This window comes from Ruegeria sp. BI11, from assembly GCF_056538005.1.
The window spans coordinates 39,417-56,336 of sequence record NZ_JBQFSM010000013.1; the positions used below are offsets into that span (position 1 = coordinate 39,417).

Annotated in this window: 9 protein-coding genes and 1 pseudogene; 6 read left to right on the forward strand and 4 right to left on the reverse strand. The window is 54.1% G+C overall.

Annotated elements, in window-relative coordinates:
* Nucleotides 1-102: 102 nt before the first annotated feature.
* From ACR0DT_RS21055 to ACR0DT_RS21065, 3 genes are all read left to right on the forward strand, one after another.
* Nucleotides 103-1,302: an adenylate/guanylate cyclase domain-containing protein gene (locus ACR0DT_RS21055; protein WP_480712635.1), complete on the forward strand. Its 1,200-nt coding sequence runs from the start codon at nt 103-105 to the stop codon at nt 1,300-1,302.
* Between the two features lie 303 nt (nt 1,303-1,605).
* The gene (locus tag ACR0DT_RS21060; protein ID WP_480712636.1) at nt 1,606-2,238 is read left to right on the forward strand and encodes a tyrosine-type recombinase/integrase; all 633 of its coding nucleotides are present in this window, start codon (nt 1,606-1,608) and stop codon (nt 2,236-2,238) included.
* 425 nt (nt 2,239-2,663) lie between these two features.
* Entirely contained in the window at nt 2,664-3,851 is a 1,188-nt protein-coding gene (locus tag ACR0DT_RS21065; RefSeq protein WP_480712637.1) for a YbfB/YjiJ family MFS transporter, read from the forward strand.
* Between the two features lie 111 nt (nt 3,852-3,962).
* Here ACR0DT_RS21065 and ACR0DT_RS21070 read toward each other — a convergent pair whose 3' ends face one another.
* Complete coding sequence (locus ACR0DT_RS21070) at nt 3,963-5,615, reverse strand: NAD-dependent malic enzyme (protein ID WP_480712638.1); 1,653 nt, start codon at nt 5,613-5,615, stop codon at nt 3,963-3,965.
* Between the two features lie 933 nt (nt 5,616-6,548).
* Here ACR0DT_RS21070 and ACR0DT_RS21075 point away from each other — a divergent pair.
* Nucleotides 6,549-7,775 (forward strand): RidA family protein, encoded by a 1,227-nt coding sequence (locus ACR0DT_RS21075; RefSeq protein ID WP_480712639.1) that lies wholly within the window; start codon nt 6,549-6,551, stop codon nt 7,773-7,775.
* 478 nt (nt 7,776-8,253) lie between these two features.
* Here the strand turns inward: ACR0DT_RS21075 and ACR0DT_RS21080 are convergent, their stop codons facing one another.
* On the reverse strand, nt 8,254-12,156 hold the full coding sequence (locus ACR0DT_RS21080; protein WP_480712640.1) for a hypothetical protein: 3,903 nt from the start codon (nt 12,154-12,156) through the stop codon (nt 8,254-8,256).
* A gap of 274 nt (nt 12,157-12,430) precedes the next feature.
* Here ACR0DT_RS21080 and ACR0DT_RS21085 point away from each other — a divergent pair, with 274 nt between their 5' ends.
* Nucleotides 12,431-14,521, forward strand: a complete 2,091-nt coding sequence (locus ACR0DT_RS21085; RefSeq protein ID WP_480712641.1) for a tetratricopeptide repeat protein — start codon at nt 12,431-12,433, stop codon at nt 14,519-14,521.
* A gap of 400 nt (nt 14,522-14,921) precedes the next feature.
* Here the strand turns inward: ACR0DT_RS21085 and ACR0DT_RS21090 are convergent, their stop codons facing one another.
* Complete coding sequence (locus ACR0DT_RS21090; RefSeq protein WP_480712642.1) at nt 14,922-15,119, reverse strand: hypothetical protein; 198 nt, start codon at nt 15,117-15,119, stop codon at nt 14,922-14,924.
* On the opposite strand from ACR0DT_RS21090, the pseudogene ACR0DT_RS21095 reads away from it, so the two are divergent.
* Nucleotides 15,101-15,445, forward strand: a pseudogene (locus tag ACR0DT_RS21095) (tyrosine-type recombinase/integrase); the annotation flags it as partial. The gene ACR0DT_RS21090 and the pseudogene ACR0DT_RS21095 overlap by 19 nt on opposite strands.
* A 1,038-nt stretch (nt 15,446-16,483) precedes the next feature.
* Here the strand turns inward: ACR0DT_RS21095 and ACR0DT_RS21100 are convergent.
* Nucleotides 16,484-16,912 (reverse strand): hypothetical protein, encoded by a 429-nt coding sequence (locus ACR0DT_RS21100; protein WP_480712643.1) that lies wholly within the window; start codon nt 16,910-16,912, stop codon nt 16,484-16,486.
* Between the last annotated feature and the right edge of the window lie 8 nt (nt 16,913-16,920).

Sequence of the window (16,920 nt, forward strand, 5' to 3'; positions counted from 1 at the left end):
GCCAAAGGGTAATTTCTTGCCAGGTGGTTGCGTAAAAAATACACTTGCAATTCTCAAGCTTGATTTACTGGGAGTCCGCCTCCGGAACGCAAGGAGTTCACTTTGCCGAAAGCTGAACCAGACGGCAGGTCAACTGGAGTGGCAAGAAAGCTGCTCACGATTTTGGCTGCTGACGTCGCAGATTATAGTAAGGCTGTTGCGGAAAACGAAGAAGCTAGTATCGCCGTATTGTCAGACCTGAGAAAGGTAATGGATAGGGCGATCCAAAAACATCGCGGGCGGATTGCTAACACTGCTGGGGATAGCGTCATTGCTGCCTTTGAAAGCGCTGTAGACGCTCTCAAAGCCGCAATAGAAATTCAGAGCTCCCACGATGAGTACTATCTTTCTAGCAATAGGCCGATAGAGCTTCGGTTCCGAATTGGGATCAACTTGGGAGATGTGATTTTAAGAGACGATGGAGACTTGCTTGGGCACGGAGTCAATGTTGCTTCTCGCCTTGAAGCTTTGGCCAGCCCAGGCGGTATCTGCCTTTCCAGCAGTGTTGTCGAACAGACGGAAGGGAAAATCGAGTTTGACCTAAGCAAACTGGGTGAGCACTATCTAAAAAACATCGAAAAACCGGTGCTGGTTTATTCAGTTGGAGTAAGAGGCAACTCAAAAATAGCACTTTTCAGAAAGGACGCTGAGAAGTTTGTTCGAAGCCCGTTTTTCATTGCTACCTTCTCCATCTTTATGGTTGTTTCCATTTTTTTTCTGTTTTGGTCTGTTTTGCGGGAGGACAAAGTTATTGCCGAAGGGTTGCCACTGACTCCATTTCTGGAAACCGACCCTGGACCACAGGAGTTGCTGAAAAAGTTTGACTTGGTAACAGAAGGCTCTTTCGAAGGATCAAATTACTACGTGATCCGGACTTGGGGAGGGAAACTGGCGGATCTAGAGAAAATTGCAGAATTACTGGGCGGCCACATGGTCGCTATAGGCTCAGACGAAGAAAACCAATTTGTTTACGACCTGACGATCAAGGAAGAAGGTCATTGGCTCGTATATGAAGGGCAATACAACGGTCCCATGATAGGACTGGTACAAGAAGAGGGTGCCAAAGAGCCAGACGGTGGGTGGTATTGGCTCAATGGCGAACCATTGGTCTACACAAACTGGAGGCCCGGAGGGCCAGATAACCACCAGGGTGACCAGTATTTGGCGTACTTTAAGACGGACTGGGGGTCGGCGCCGTCGCCTCATTGGAATGATACAAGGTCGGTTGGTCACTCATTTGTAGTTGAAGTTCCTGAGAACTAAACAAGCCCTTGCAAGTTCAACAGGACCACGAAACCCGTTCGCAATCATTCCCAACAACCTTTGAAACTAAGCAGCACTAACCGCAATGCGGCATCGATATCGGTTTCCCAAAAGTTTGGTAGGGCCGTCCGCTCGACTTTGCAAAGTCAGCTTTCTGCGCTTTGCTGTCATTGGGGCATCGCACAGCATCCGTCTTTATGGGCTCACAGCGGCCATCGGAGTAAACGCAGCATCCTGTGATATTGTATTGCTTCAACGTCGGGTTGTCGTTGTGGGCGGGCATGGCGGATCGGAAGATCAGTTATGGAAACACCAAACTTGCCAGCCATTTGCGCACTTCGCCCAACCTGGAACAAAGGACGCATCGTCGGCCAGAAGCGACCGCTGAAACCAAAGCATGTCTGGGCAATCCGAGTTCGCCTCGAGCTTGCCGAAAACCATCGCGATCTTGCGCTCTTCAACATGGCAATCGACAGTAAGCTCCGCGGCTGCGATCTGGTGAAGATGAAGGTCGCCGATGTCATGTCATCGGGTCAGATTAAGGAACGGGCTTCAGAACTTCAAAGCAAAACGCAGAAACCTGTGTGCTTTGAGATGTCCGAAGGCACACGAGTCTCCGTTGAGAAGTGGATGGAAGACGAGTTGATGGTCAGTTCCGAGCTCCTGTGGCCGGGCCGATTTCATGAACGTTTGCACATCTCGACCCGCCAATACGCACGGATTGTCCGCGAATGGGTCACGTCGATTGGCCTCGAGGTGAGCACGTACGGCACCCATTCAATGAGGAGAACCAAGGTCACTCAGATCTACAAGAAGACCGGAAACCTTCGAGCTGTTCAAATTCTGCTTGGACACACCAAGATGGACAGCACAGTCCGGTACCTGGGCGTCGAGCTTGAGGACGCGTTGGCAATCGCCGAGGCCATTGAAATCTAGCAACTACGGGTCGTCCTCGTAGGCGACCCAGAGCGGTCACTCGACCAATGTCTCAAATGCTGCGGACGCAGCTCGCATTGCCGACGTTAGCCGCGGCCGCAAAGTAAGCTTTTTTGGGACTTTGATGAAGTACGCTGTCCAGTCAAGTCAGCAAAGCTATAGGGTCTTTTGCTGGCCAAATGTGGTTAGCTTAAGGAATTGCGTGACCGTGCACCTCCGCAAGATTGGCGGCAGCTTTGCTTGAAATTGTCCACAAATCCCAAGATTGCTCTCTCCACGTCGCGGGAACTGGCATCGACAGCGTTTCAAGTTCAGCGGCGGTCACCAAAACAAGGCGGTGCTTGGCGCTGTGCAAGGGGACCAGCGTAGGATTGCACGTCCAGGCGCATTGAGGCACGGTGATCGCTCAATTTGGAAGGAACTTCATGCCCGCGGCAAAACCTACAAGCCCATGGCTCATTTTGCTGGGCCTTGCACTTGGCGTCAGCATATCCAACGCCTTTGGTCGCTTTGCATACGGCCTAATTCTGCCGTCTATGAAAAGCAGTCTTGGCTGGAGTCTCACTCAATCCGGTTGGCTAAACACGGCCAATTCGATTGGCTACATAGTGGGTTCGATTCTGACACTTTTTCTGATCCGGCATTTTCAGCCGTCGCGGTTGTTTGCATGGGGCACTGTAGCGACCGCACTGTGTCTATTGGCAACCGGGTTTGATGAAAGCCTCGTATTCCAAACTGCTTGTCGTACGTTGGTCGGATTGTTCGGTGCTCTTTCATTTGTGTCAGGCGGCGTACTGGCTGCAACGCTTTTCCAGGGCAACCCGCGAAAGAACGCGTTGGCCATCGCCTTGTACTTTGGCGGTGGCGGCGGATTTGGTATCGCATTGTGCGGCGCAACCCTTCCAAGCATGTTGGACGTATTCGGACCGCAATATTGGGACTGGGCATGGATCGGGGTCGGGTTGGCAGCCCTGATTATTTGCCCATTCTCGATTTGGGCTTCAACAAGATTGATCGAAACCGAGCACGATACTGCACTGCCGTCCATACCCCCAGTTCGCAGAATGCTTGGCGAAGTCGGTGGGTATGGGCTGTTTGGGTTGGGTTACATCGTCTACGTCACTTTCATCTCTGTCTGGATGAAGGAGCAACATTCCAGTGTCCTGTTGACCACTGCAACGTGGATGATCCTTGGCTTGAGTATTATGGCGTCTCCTTTTGTTTGGCGCGGTGTGCTGGCTCGCTATTCATCTGGAATGCCGCTGGCACTGATCTTAAGCGGAGTCGCCTTTGGTTCAGCTCTGCCTATCCTGGTTCCATCCGGATATGGATTGATTTTGTCGGCACTCGTTTTCGGACTGTCGGTGTTTATGCCGCCTACTGCTGTAACCAACTTCGTCCGCCAGAATGTGGAACAACCGGATTGGGGTCCAACCATTAGTTTTTTTACCGTAGTATTCGCTGTCTCACAGGCATTGGGGCCGATCGGGGCCGGCGTCATCGGGGACATAACCGGAGAAATAGGAGATAGCCTCGTCGTGGCCTCTGCGGTCCTGCTGCTGGGCGCCGTTTGTGCTGCGATGCAAAAGCCACTCGGGCGTGAGGTGACGTAACTGTCGCAATCAGGGCCACGCACACATGCCGTATCTCGTTCCCTACAATAGCCCCTGTGGGTTCTGAACGCACGAAGAAGAAACCTTTGGTCACTCCAACGCGGGTCTGCTTCAGGCAATCTCCTTATAATGCGGGGTCCAGAATTTCGCCTCTATCGCAGCTTTCAGGTCATCACTGGTAGATTCAGGCGCAACCCCATCCAACTGCGCCTGTTGACCAACGGCCAACGCGATAGCTTTGCTGACCTGGCGAATGTCCCCCACATCGGGCAACAAACTGGCGGTGCGATCGGACTTCGCAGGCGACAATGCGGCCAGCGCCTCAGCGGCGGCCATGAACATTCCGTCAGTGACACGGCGCGCGCGTGCCGCCAGCACGCCCAGCCCCATGCCCGGGAAAATGTAGGAGTTGTTGCATTGCGCGACATGGTGCGACTTACCGTTGTAGACAACGGGATCAAACGGGCTTCCGGTGGCGACCATTGCACGACCATCTGACCAGCGGATAATATCTGCTGGCGCGGCCTCAATTCGCGACGTTGGGTTCGAAAGCGGCAACACGACAGGATGATCCGTGTGAGCCGCCAACGCGCGAATGATCTCTTCCGAGAACAAGCCCGCCTGCCCGCTGACGCCAACTAAGATGTTGGGTTTGGCGTGATTAATCACATCCAGCAATGAGATTTCACCCTTCGACCAGCCCCCCACTCTGGCGAAGGGTTGAACAATTTTCTTTTGGAACGGCAGAAGATCTGTCATCGCATCGGTTAACAACCCACTCCGGTCCACCATGTAGACGCGCCCGCGCGCCTCGGCCTCGGATAGTCCTTGTCGAACCATGAGTTGCACCAATTGTTCGGCGATCCCCACCCCCGCAGACCCAGCTCCAAGGAACGCGATTGTTGCGTCCTTTAACGGAATGCCAGTGACGTTTGAGGCGGCCAGTAAAGTGCCCGCAGTCACAGCCGCCGTGCCCTGAATGTCATCATTGAAGGTGCAGAGCTGATCACGATACCGCTCAAGCAAAGGCGCCGCATGTTGCTGTGCAAAATCCTCGAACTGCAGCAATACATCCGGCCACTTGCGCTTAACCGCCTGTACAAAAAGATCAACAAATTCGAAGTATTCGTCCCCGCTGATGCGCTCTTTCTGCCAGCCGATATAAAGCGGATCTTCCAGCCGTTCCTGGTTGTTGGTACCGGCGTCCAGTACCACTGGGAGTGCCACAGACGGGCTTATTCCGCCCGCAGCGGTATAAAGCGAAAGCTTCCCAATCGGGATTCCCATACCGCCTGCGCCTTGATCGCCCAAACCCAAAATCCGCTCTCCATCAGTGACGACTATGGCTTCGACAGAGGGCAGGATGGCGTTCTCAAGTATGTCATCGATCCGATCACGATCTGGATAAGATATAATCAACCCCCGTGGATGATCGTAAATCTCGCTGAACTGCTTACAGGCATCACCCACGACTGGCGTGTAAATGATCGGCATCATCTCGGGCAGATGACGCACCAAAAGGGCATAGAACAGTACCTCATTGTCATCCTGTAGGCCGCGCAGATAGATGTGCTTGTCCAGGGGTGTCTCTTCACGCTCAAAGGCGGCATAGGCCCTGTCTATCTGGGTTTCGAGCGTTTCGATGTGCGGTGGAAGAAGGCCCATCAATCCGAGTTCTTCTCGTTCGCGCAATGAAAAGGCAGTCCCTTTGTTCAAGAGTGGGTTCGTCAAGTATTGCAAATTTGCAGGACTGTTATCGACCATAGGCTATCCTTTCGGATCGGCACGCACAGGTTGCACGCATCTGTCCGGTAAGGTCAGCACTATACGGCGAAAAATGCAACGAGCTTGCCACGCGAACGCTTCCTTCCGTATTGGATCGGCATGCCCGCGCGACGTCCAGCAGGATTGGCCAGGAAACCTGCGAGTCGTCTCATCACTGGGGCTGCCAATTGAACAAGCTTGGCCATAACGTTAAGCCCATGACCGCTCGCTACGTCAAACCCAATGCGTAGCTGGGGAAGAATGACGCCGTTGATGCTGAAGCGAACTGTGACGCAGTTCAGCGCCCAACCATGCATTTTGTCGCGACCAAGACAGAAGAATAGCAAGCTATTTCCTCAATCCATCGCATTGCTTTGCATCTGGTCTGGTTGCCGCCGAAGGCGAAATAGGCTTCGCAGAATGGTTCACATTAGGCAAAAATGGTGGTTTCCAATCTCCGGCCTATTATAGCGACCATGTATGGTGGTTGCTTGACACCGAAATGGGCATCTCCCGAAACAACGATGTCTTTGGCACGGGAGCAGACTGGCTCGGTGACTACAAAAAAAGACTTTCTAGAATGCCAATAGTATCACCGAACCTCGAAGCAAACCGGCAAAGATTTCAGCCTTTAGGTCCAGACTTGGCCCTCATGACCCCATTACCGACGGTCTTTTCAAAAACCACAAATCCACCGTTATCTGTGCTCATTATGCTTGGATCAGGGAACACCCTCAAATACGTCCTTCTCGAAGCTCCAGCAGCTCAAGAACGATAAAGCCGCCGTTTGTTCACAGCGCAGCATCTGGCACTTAGGCCTCAAACTGCACATTTGTGATGTCGTCAAATGCACGTTTCAGAAACCACTGGCCAGATCTTCGGCCTCATGTTTACTTGCACGCTTAAAGGCATTGAACAGCCAGGAGGCGCCCAATGACCAGGCGACACAGCTTTCCCGAAGGACACTGGAATTGGCCGGTAAAGCTGACTCACCACCATGCAGTGCGTGCAGGCGACATGGTCTTTACTGGCGGGCAGGTGGATTTGGATTCTCAGGGAACCGTACGCAACATCGGCGATCTGGATGCCCAAGTGCGCAATTCGATGGTCTATATGCAGGTTCTTCTAACCGACCTTGGCGTGGGTTTCACCGATCTGGTGCGACTGGTTGTTTATTACGTCGGTGACGCGGGTGATGAGGATCGGATGCTGAACCTGCTGGCCGACATCATCGGACATGAGGTTAAACCGGTGATCAATCTGATCAACCTGCCTGAACTCTGCTACCCTGACATGCTGTGCGAAATCGAAGGCGTCGCCATGCGCGGGCCCGACGGCAGCGTACTGCCCCGCCAGAACTACCATCTCGATGCCCAGTCGCCTCTGCCTAGCGCCTTCTCACATGTGGTGAAGTGCGGCGACATGATCTTTACAGGTGACATAACCGCCCGCTCCGCCGACGGATCGGTCACTCATCCTGGCGATATCGTAGCGCAGACCCGAGTGATGATGGAGCATCTTTCCCTCGCACTTCAGGCCGCAGGTGCGGGGATGCAGGATGTGGTCAAGGTCAACACGTTTTACCTTGGCGACGGAACAGCAGAAGATTGGGAAGTTTCGGCCCGCATTCGTGCCGACTACTTCCCTGATCCCGGTCCAACGCCCACCGGCATTCCCCTGCCGTCCTTTCCATATGACGGGCTGACCACACGCATCGCTGCAACCGCCTGTGCCCCCGGAGTGCGCCGCATTAGTCATGCCTGGCCCGACGGGCATTGGAATTGGACCACCGCTTTACCTTACAAACACGGAGTCGGCTCCGGCCAGTTAATCCATGTGGGCGGCCAAGTGGCACTGGATACGCAGGCTATGGTGCTGGAACCCGGCAACATGGTCGCCCAAACCCGGATCGCAATGGAGAATGTGGCTCGCGTGTTGGATGAGTTCGGCGCCACTCTGGACGATGTGGTCAAGGTCACCACCTTCTATCAAGGCAGTGCCTCGGCCGAAGCGCTACACGAAAACCTGCTGATCCGATCCAATTCCTACACCGCACCTGGCCCAGCGACGACAGGCATCCCAGTGCCCAATCTGGTCTACGAAGACATGCTGATCGAGATAGAGGTGATCGCGATGCTTGAGAACCATACCGATGCGTGAATATACGTCAAAAGATCCAACGCCAATCTTACTTAGATGAGGAACGGCCCATAAGAGACATTGGCCACCATCCCGGCGCTGCAGCGCGGCTTCCTAACGCCGGTCTTTCGCTGCGTGTGCAAAATCTGGGGTGGGCTGATCTCAAAAATTGCACAACAAAGTGGCCATTCCGAGTGCCAGCGTCAGTGGCCCCTTGCTTTCTCTCAACATTTTCTCATCAACAGAGCAGGCTAGAAATTACCCAATCTCTTTAGCAAATCAGACCCCAACCTCGCGCTGGTATCTTCTTGCACATTGAAGTTCAAAACCCAGTGTTAGAGATCGAAGATAGAATTTAACGCGCGCGTTCCCCAGCTGATCGCGAGATTAAGTGCAATTTTCCACAACTACATGAAATGAATAAGACTCAGTTTTAAACAAAAAATCGGGCCAGTGGATGTTAAAGTTCTGGCCCGATTTTATTGGTTTTATGCAGAGATCAGAAAGACCATCTTAGACCCGCCTGGAAAAACGGTCCCTGAGCGTCGTCGCCGATTTCCTGTTCCGCATTCGCTTCGAATTGCATGTTGGGAACGAACTCGTGTTCATAGCCGATCAACACACTTGCGCCGGTGAAATCCGTTGATGGGAAAGATAGCGACTGAGTGGTCGAGAACACTGTCACATTCGTATCGTTATCCCCTAGATCACGCCGCAGAACCCCCGACAGCTGTCCGACAAGAACACCGCCGGTATTCAGCGCCTTCTCGGCTTCTACACCCAGACGGGCTTCGATTACCTCGGTGGTGCTATCTCCGACCGTGGCATTGGCGGATGACCCGGTTTCGGTATATCCGTCATCGTCCTGGCGGGTATATCGGACATCGCCAAAACCCAGCAGCCCGAATTCGTCACTGACGTCAAATGACCGTTCGATACCTAGATAAGCCGTCAGCAGGGTGCTGTCGTAATCGGCTTCTGCGTCAGCGCTGCCGGTGATCTCTCGCGACCGCTCGGTCGACAACCAGCCATACCCCAGACCCGCTTCGATTGTGTACGACCCGATCTGGCGGCCCAGTGAGGCGTCCAGATACAAGCCGTCAGTGTCGAAATCTGTGGTGTCGGTGTCACCGTCGGACCGGAACACTCCCAGGCCCAGAGCCAGCGCCAAGCCATTGTCCAATTGCCCGGAATACCCCGCGCTACCATTGAAAATCGCGACATCGGTATCATTCCCTGGCACGTTTTCAAATTGGCGCGCCGCGCCGTCAATCGCCACATAGGGGCGGAACGGGCCGAACGTCACGCCTGAGATACGGCCCGTGGTCGAATTGCGAGTCACCTGAGCCTGTGGCGCGTAGCGCAGCGCATTCGTCGAACCGTTGACTACGCTGCCGTAGAAAGCCACGACATCGCCCGAAGTCAATACTTCGGACGAGTCGACACTGGCGTAAATCGGGGCCGCGCCGCCTTCGTCCTGAACAAACCAGGCTGAACGGCCATCCGACACCGTAGTGGTAAAGGTTCCAGACCCGGTTGCGGCGTCTTCGAACTCAAAAACCATGCTGCCACCAATGGCATCCAGATTGACGTTGTGATCCTGAACGCGGATCAGGCCATCGACCTTATCGGTGGTCACCAGGTTCAATGTTCCCGTGCCTGTTCCAAGGAAGATCGCATAGGCGTTACCGGTGTCGGACGTTGCTGAAATCTCGCCAACCCCAGTGATTTCTCCGTCAAAATTCTCGAAATACAGACCGTAGGCATTGGATTCTGCCGCGCCAGCCGCCGTCGCTGTGATCACACCGCTGTTCGAAAACGTCCCCTGCACGTCATCGGCAAGTACACCAATCGCGGTCCCCTGGAAGAAGTCCGTGTTGTTGGTGATTGTTGCCGAGGCAGTCAATGAGCCGGTGTTTGTAAAGCTGCCTGTGAACGTATCGTCCAGGAAAACCGCCTGCGCTTCGGCTTCGGTCGACCCTGTGGCAGATGCCTCAACGTTGCCAGCGTTGAGGATTGTCCCATCGGTTCCGTTGCGCACGTAGATACCCCGAGCCAAGGCCTCTTCAGCCTCCGAAGTAGTGGTGGCGGTAATCACGCCGGAATTCGACAACGTCCCGTCAAGTTCTGAAACCGTGACACCATAGGCCGTTGCAGAAGCGCTGGTGTCGCCGCGGGCGGTCACCTGTATTGTACCGGTGTTCGTCACATCACCAATGGTCGTGCCACTGGAATAAAACCCGTAAGCTTCAGCCGAACTGGTGTTATCCGTAACGAGAACTGTGATTGAGCCCGAGTTGGTGAAATCACCGTCCAGACCACTGGTAATGTAGATGCCAGCACCAGTACCTTCCGAATATCCATGGGCTTCAATTTCGATGGAACCGGAGTTCAGAACATTTCCAGTCATGCCACCGCTGACATACAAGCCATAAGCCTCAGCCTCTTCGGTCTGATCGGTGGCAATCGCAGTGATGGTGCCAGTGTTGGTGAAATCACCGTCCAGCCCGCTCGAAATATCGAAGGCGTATACCGTCGCCGATGAATATCCATCCCCTCTTACAAAGATAGTGCCGGAATTGTTGATGTTGCCGGTCATACCGCTGCTGACATCAAGGACATATGCCTCGGCTTCCTCGGTTTGGTCCGTGGCAATCACGCTGATGGTGCCAGTGTTGGTAAAGTCACCTTGCAGACCGCCCGAAATGTCAAACGCGTAGACCGACGCGGATGAGTACCCGTCACCGCGTACGGAAATAGTCCCAGTATTGGTGATGTTGCCGGTCATTCCGCTGCTGACGTCAAGGACATAAGCCTCGGCTTCTTCGGTCTGGTCGGTCGCTATCACGCTGATGGTGCCCGAATTGGTAAAATTCCCCTGCAAACCACCTGAAACATCAAACGCGATTACTGTGGCGTCCGAAAATCCATCACCTCGGACCAGGATATTGCCGGTGTTAGTGATATCCCCTGCCATCCCACCTCTGACATCCAGAAGGTAAGCGTAGGCTTCGTCATCTGCCAGATCGGTCGCATGTACTGTGATCGACCCGCTATTGACAAAACTGCCGTCGAGGCCGTTGCTAATTTCAAATGCCGACGCAGTTGCAGAGGAAACACCGTCGGCGAGGATCGAGATTGAACCGCTGTTGTTGATATCGCCGGACATTGCACCGCTAACATATAAACCGACGGCTTGAGCTTCCTCATCGGTCGAGTTCGCGGAAACTGAAATTGTGCCAGAATTGTCGAAATTGCCGTTCAGGTCACCCGACAGGTAATAGCCCGAACCCGAGGCGGAATCGGTGGCGCTGCCGCGGGCAATGATTGTGCCGGTGTTGGTGATGTTGCCGGTTGTGTCACCTTCTACATAAACCGCCGCTCCGTCTGCGCTGCCGGACGTGGTGTCTGCGATGGCGGTAATCGTGCCGGTGTTGGTGAGGTCTCCGGTTTGATTGCCTTCGACGTGATACGCCCAGGCAACTGCATCGCTTGCGGATCCTTCAGTTCTGGCAACAATTGTACCATCGTTATTCAGCGCACCATTTGCATCACCCTCAACGCGAACACCTATGGATTCTGCTTGACCGGTTGTCTGAGACGCCGTGGCCTCGATTGTGCCGGTGTTGTTAACGTCTCCGTTCAGATTGCCGGTAACCAGAACGCCGATTCCTTCCAGCGTGCTCGCGCCATTCGCAGCTGCCGTGATGGTTCCATCATTGACGATATCCGTGTCCAAATCCCCATCGGAAAGCAACCCGATGGCTGTTGCGTTGCTGGCACCCGACCCGCTGGCCCTTGCCGAGATCGAACCCGAGTTGGAAAATGATCCGGTGGCGTCGATACCGCTCGTGAAAAGAACTCCGAGGGCCGTCGCATTGGTAGAGGTCGCGCTCGCCTGGGCGGCCACAGTCCCGGTGTTCACGAAGTTACCAGCAAAGTCCCCACCCATTAGGAACCCAAGCGCCGCCGCAAACGACGAAGCATCGACATTAACGTTCACGGTGCCGTTGTTGATGATCTGTCCAGTTGCCGACAAATCGTCGGTCAAAAGAACACCGAAACCAATTGAGCTGGACGCAGAAGGACCAGAAATCGTGCCATTGTTGGTGAATGTGCTGGAATAGTCGGTGTCAATGACGACGGCCGGACCACCCCCAGTGGTCAGATTGACCGCGCCGGTAGCCGTGATCGTGTTGTCTTCGTCATTCAGAAAAACCTGCCGGGTGTTTTGCGGTGCCGAAACCACCTCGGCTGTGGCGATCCCGACAGACAACGCCGCCACAGACACGGACGCCAGGAAAACCGATGGCGCAACACTGGCCACCTGCCCTTTCCATTTCACAACACGACCCCCATGCGCCACGCGTTCCCGCGTGCGCTCAGTTGCGCAACCTTTCATTTATGAAGTCCCTTCCTTAGGAGATAACTTGTTAACTTTTTGTTCATTTTGCTACCTAGGAGCGAAGCTTGGCGCAAATGTGACCCTCTAATAAATCTTCCGAATATTTCGTGGTATTGCATCAAAAACACACAACATATCGCATTGATACTTGGGAATATTTGACCAACCCAACGGATGGACGGCAGGGAAAGAATGCTCTACCACAAGTGCGCCAGTGTTTAAGTTAAGCGGTTCTCAATCAGATTTGCGCTGGTCGGCAGGAGGCATTCTTATGACAGAACAGCAGCAGATTTCGGTGCAAGAGGCCTTCACCCGGGCGATGTCGCATTATGAAAGAGGGCAGTTACAGCAAGCCGCCGCTCTTTTGTCAGAGATTGCCAAAGCCGCTCCGCAACACGCGGATTCTCACCACATGCTGGGCCTCATAGCGTTTCAGGCTGGGCAATTGGATCCAGCTGTGAAGGCTGTTGGCCGAGCTGTTGAGTTGCGACCGGACCACGTGAATTTCCTGACCAATTACACCGAAATTCTGCGTGCATCTGGGCAACTGGAAAAGGCCCGTGCCATTGGTGAACGGGCGGTGCGGCTGGCACCCGGTCACGCGGCGGCCCATTCGAATTTGGGTCTTGTTCATTATGATCTAAAAGAGCTTGAGCTTGCCAAAACATCGCAAGACCGGGCACTTGCTCTGTCGCCCGACTTTGATCGCGCCCTCAATAATTTGGGCAGTATCGCCCGCGATCGGGGTGATCGAGACAAAGCTGCGGACCTGTACCGAAAGGCCCTACGGATTAATCCGGTCTCGTCCGAGACCGCGAACAACCTGATCTCGGTTCTGATCGAGACCGAAAACATCGCCGCCGCCCGATCCGTTGCCGAAAACCATGCTAAGCAGGCCCCGCGCGATGCGGAATTGCACCGGAACTTTGGACGGATCTTCCTGTTAGAGCACGATCTGGACAAGGCGGAAAACGCGTTTCGAAATGCGATCTCCTTGAATGGTCAAAAGGCCGAAAGTTATGTTGGCCTTTCTCAGATACTGTTCGAAAAGAACCACCCCAAATTGGCCCTGATCGAAGCGGAACACGCCCTGCGTCTGGACCCTGAAAATGCCACTGCTTGCCATCAGATGGCGTTGGTTAAGGCGCATCTTGGCGATATCGACACGGCGAAAACCCTGTATGCCAAGGCGATTGATCTTAAACCCGACATTACGGCAAGCCGCCTAGCTCTTGGACATCTGGCCATGGAACAAGGTGATTTCGACAAAGCCCGCCAATTGTTTAACACGGCTGCGGCCTCGGCAGATGACCCGCTTGGCGCGCAGATCGCATTGGCGCGGTTGGACAAAATCACCAAAGACAGCCCAGTCTTTCAAGCGCTTGAGGCTGCCCTGCCTGCAGCGGATAAGATGTTGCCGCAAAAAGCCGTTTCCTATCATTTTGCGATGGGCGACTGTTATGAAAAGCTTAAACGCCACGATGAGGCTTTTGCGCAATTCGAAAGAGGCGCTAGCCTTAAACGGTCGCTGATCGCATATGACCCGGCTGAAACAGACAAGCTGACGGATGAATTGATTTCGACGTTCGATGCCGACAGAATCGAACAGCTTCGCCGATGCGCAATCTCAAGTGACAAGCCTATCTTTGTCGTTGGTATGCCCCGTTCGGGTACGACGCTGACAGAATCCATCCTCGACTCCCACCGCCAAGTATTTGGTGCCGGAGAACTTAATGATTTGCAGAGCCTGTTTGGACGTCTGGCGGATGGTCGAACGAATGTTCCGCAGGCGATGGCCTCGGCATCCGACGATCAGCTAATTCGGCGGGCCGAGGACTACATCTCGGTTCTATCGCGCCTCGGCGGAGACGCCCCGCATGTGGTGGACAAGATGCCGGCCAACTTTCAAATGATCGGGTTAATCCACGGCCTTATGCCAAACGCCCGTATAATTCACATCACCCGTGACCCGCTGGATATCTGCTTGTCATGCTTTACACGCCTGTTCGAGCGTAGCCAGCTGCATAGCTATGACCAAGTCGAATTAGGGCGCTACTTCAACAACTATGTTCGGATGATGAAGCACTGGCAGAACACTCTGCCACAGGGCGCGTTCCACACGATCCGGTACGAGGCACTGGTGGACGATATCGACACCGTCGCGCGCAGCATCATCGACTATTGCGGGCTGGACTGGACCGAAGCCTGCCTTGAGTTCTATTCGGGCAAACGCCGTGTCCGAACCGCCAGCGTCCAACAGGTTCGCCAGCCACTTTATGCGACGTCCAAGGAAAAATGGCGGCGGTATGAAAAACATCTGCAACCACTGATCGACACGATCGGTGATAACCGCGCCTGGTGACCTAAGAACCCCGCGTGGAACGTTAGTGTCGCGTAATCTTTGAAGAGACCAGAAACGTCCACTCGTTGAGGGTCTGTCGCAAACTCCGTCCCAAACCTGTCAGGTCGAGTGCAGTTCTGGTAACGCGTGCTGGAACATGACAGGAGCAGACCGTGACGATCTCATTTAAGGACACGCATTTTCCGAAAGACGTGATCCTGCTCACGGTTTCCTCTACCTGCACTACGGAGTTTGATACCGAGATCTGGAAGAAAGTATGGCGTTGAGCTGGATCATGCAACGCAGAATCGCTGGGTCAATGCACCTTGAGATCCGCCTGATCATCCTTGGCCTCATCAACGGCATCCAGATAGGTGAAGACCACATTGCTCTCGACCTGACCGGGATCCTCTACACGCAATTAGTTCGGGTCCGTGAACAAGAGCCGGACGCCAGCGCGAATCTCGCCGGGAGTCGCAGAAAGCGAAATCGCATTGCCATCGGTCTTGGACATTTTTGCCCATCCGTCAATCCCTGGCAGTCGGCCGGATTTAGGAATGACAGCGCGTACTTCAGGCAGAACCACCGCGCCTGCGGTTGCATTTATCCGAAGGCACACGAACCTCTGTTGAGAAGTGGATGGAAGACGATCAGATGGTCAGTTCTGAGTACCTGTGGCCCGGCTGACTTCATGAACGCCTGCACATCTCGACACGCCAATACGCACGGAATGTCCGCGATTGGGTCACGTCGATCGGTCCCGAGGCGAGCGCCTAAGTTGCGCATTCAATGAGGAGAACCAAGGTTACTCAGATCTACAAGAAGACTGGAAACCTTCGAACTGCTCTGCTTCTTCTTCTCGGCCACACCAAGATGGACAGCACCGTCCAATATCTAGATTTGGAACTCGAGGATGCCTTGGCTGTCGCCGAAGTCATTGAAATCTGGGTTGGAGGGTCGTCCTCTAGGGCGACCCTTAGCCGACCTTCGACGTTAGATTCGGATGCTGCGCTTGCAGCCCGCACAGCTGCAGTTCGCTGCGAACGCAGACTTTGATAAATGACAAATGCCACCGCCGTCGTCACTGGTTGCGAACAGAACTATACGTCGGTTTATTCCCAATGGGTGTGAGCTGGCTATCCGGCGGAATTCGACCAATACATGTGTGGGTTGTTGAACTGAGACCATTCGTCTGGTAACTGACGAACCGGAAACCCTGATACAGGAGAGATCAGATATGCTGAATTGTCAGACCTCAATGCTTCGCGCGGCAGGCGCAGTAGCCCGTTAAAGCGGTCTGACAGGTTTCCAATCTGAAGGCTGCCTCGTGAGCAGCCTTTTTTGTGTTTTCCTCATGTGGCGGCTTTCCATCAATTCATGGAGAGAACAATGCCAAGCTTATCAATTTACATACCAATCAGACGATCGCGTGGCCTCTTACTGCGGCTAGCGGCTATCTTCGCCCGGCGACCCGGTGTTGAACGGCCTATTCTGCACAAAAGAGCCGAGTTGCCGGCTCATCTGAGGAAGGACGTCGGCCTTCCGCCGGAGGTTGAACACCCACCTCCTTCGCATTATCGGTTCCCGTTTTAAGGAACCAACTAAGCAAGGGCATTAAGCTGCCCTTGCTCTAAACAATCGTTCCGTGTCTGGAGTGACGCGTACCCTCCTTCCGCGCGATAAACGAACCCTGCGGCCTGCAGTTCCTTTAGACGTGTGTTCAAGGCCGCCGGAGAGATCGCTTCCCACTCGTCCAGCAACATGCGAAGACCAAGGTCGCCTGGTTCGAAGAGAAGGCTGCCGAACTGGAAGAGGAAGTCCTGTCCATTCATGAGCGGCTCAGGTCAGGTATCGAAAGCGGCAGCGTCATTGAGAGCAATAGCATGTCCGATGTGAAAACCGCCGTAGATGTCGCCTCGACCATTGAAGATACTCTGTTGTAGCCGGTCTTTCTTTTCAAACCCAAAAGGATGCCGCATCGCATCAGGATGTTGCGTGTTTGTTTGCCCTCCGGGGGTGGCAGGATATCAGGATCAGGACCAGAAAGGACAGATTCAGAACGACGTTGAAGGGCGCACCCACCAGAACGGAGCCTGAGCTGTCCACGCAAAACCAAGACCATGCCGTAATCTGAGCGGTCTTGGCCGCGGCCACCGCCGATACCGGGGCAACGTATGTTCCCAGCGCCCATTGCATTCCTCCCAGGCCAACCGTCAGGCCACCGGTTATAACCAGCAGTAAAGGAAACGGAACCGTCAGTTCCGCGGGAACGGCGTGAATTGGCCAATACGCGATTTGCAGAAAGATATGCGCGATGGGGTGCAGAAACGGCAGGGCGGCCAGAGCAAAGAGCACCCCGGTTGCAACAAGAACTCCGCCTGAAATTCGCATTGCTGACTGTTGTTGGGTCATGACCTTCT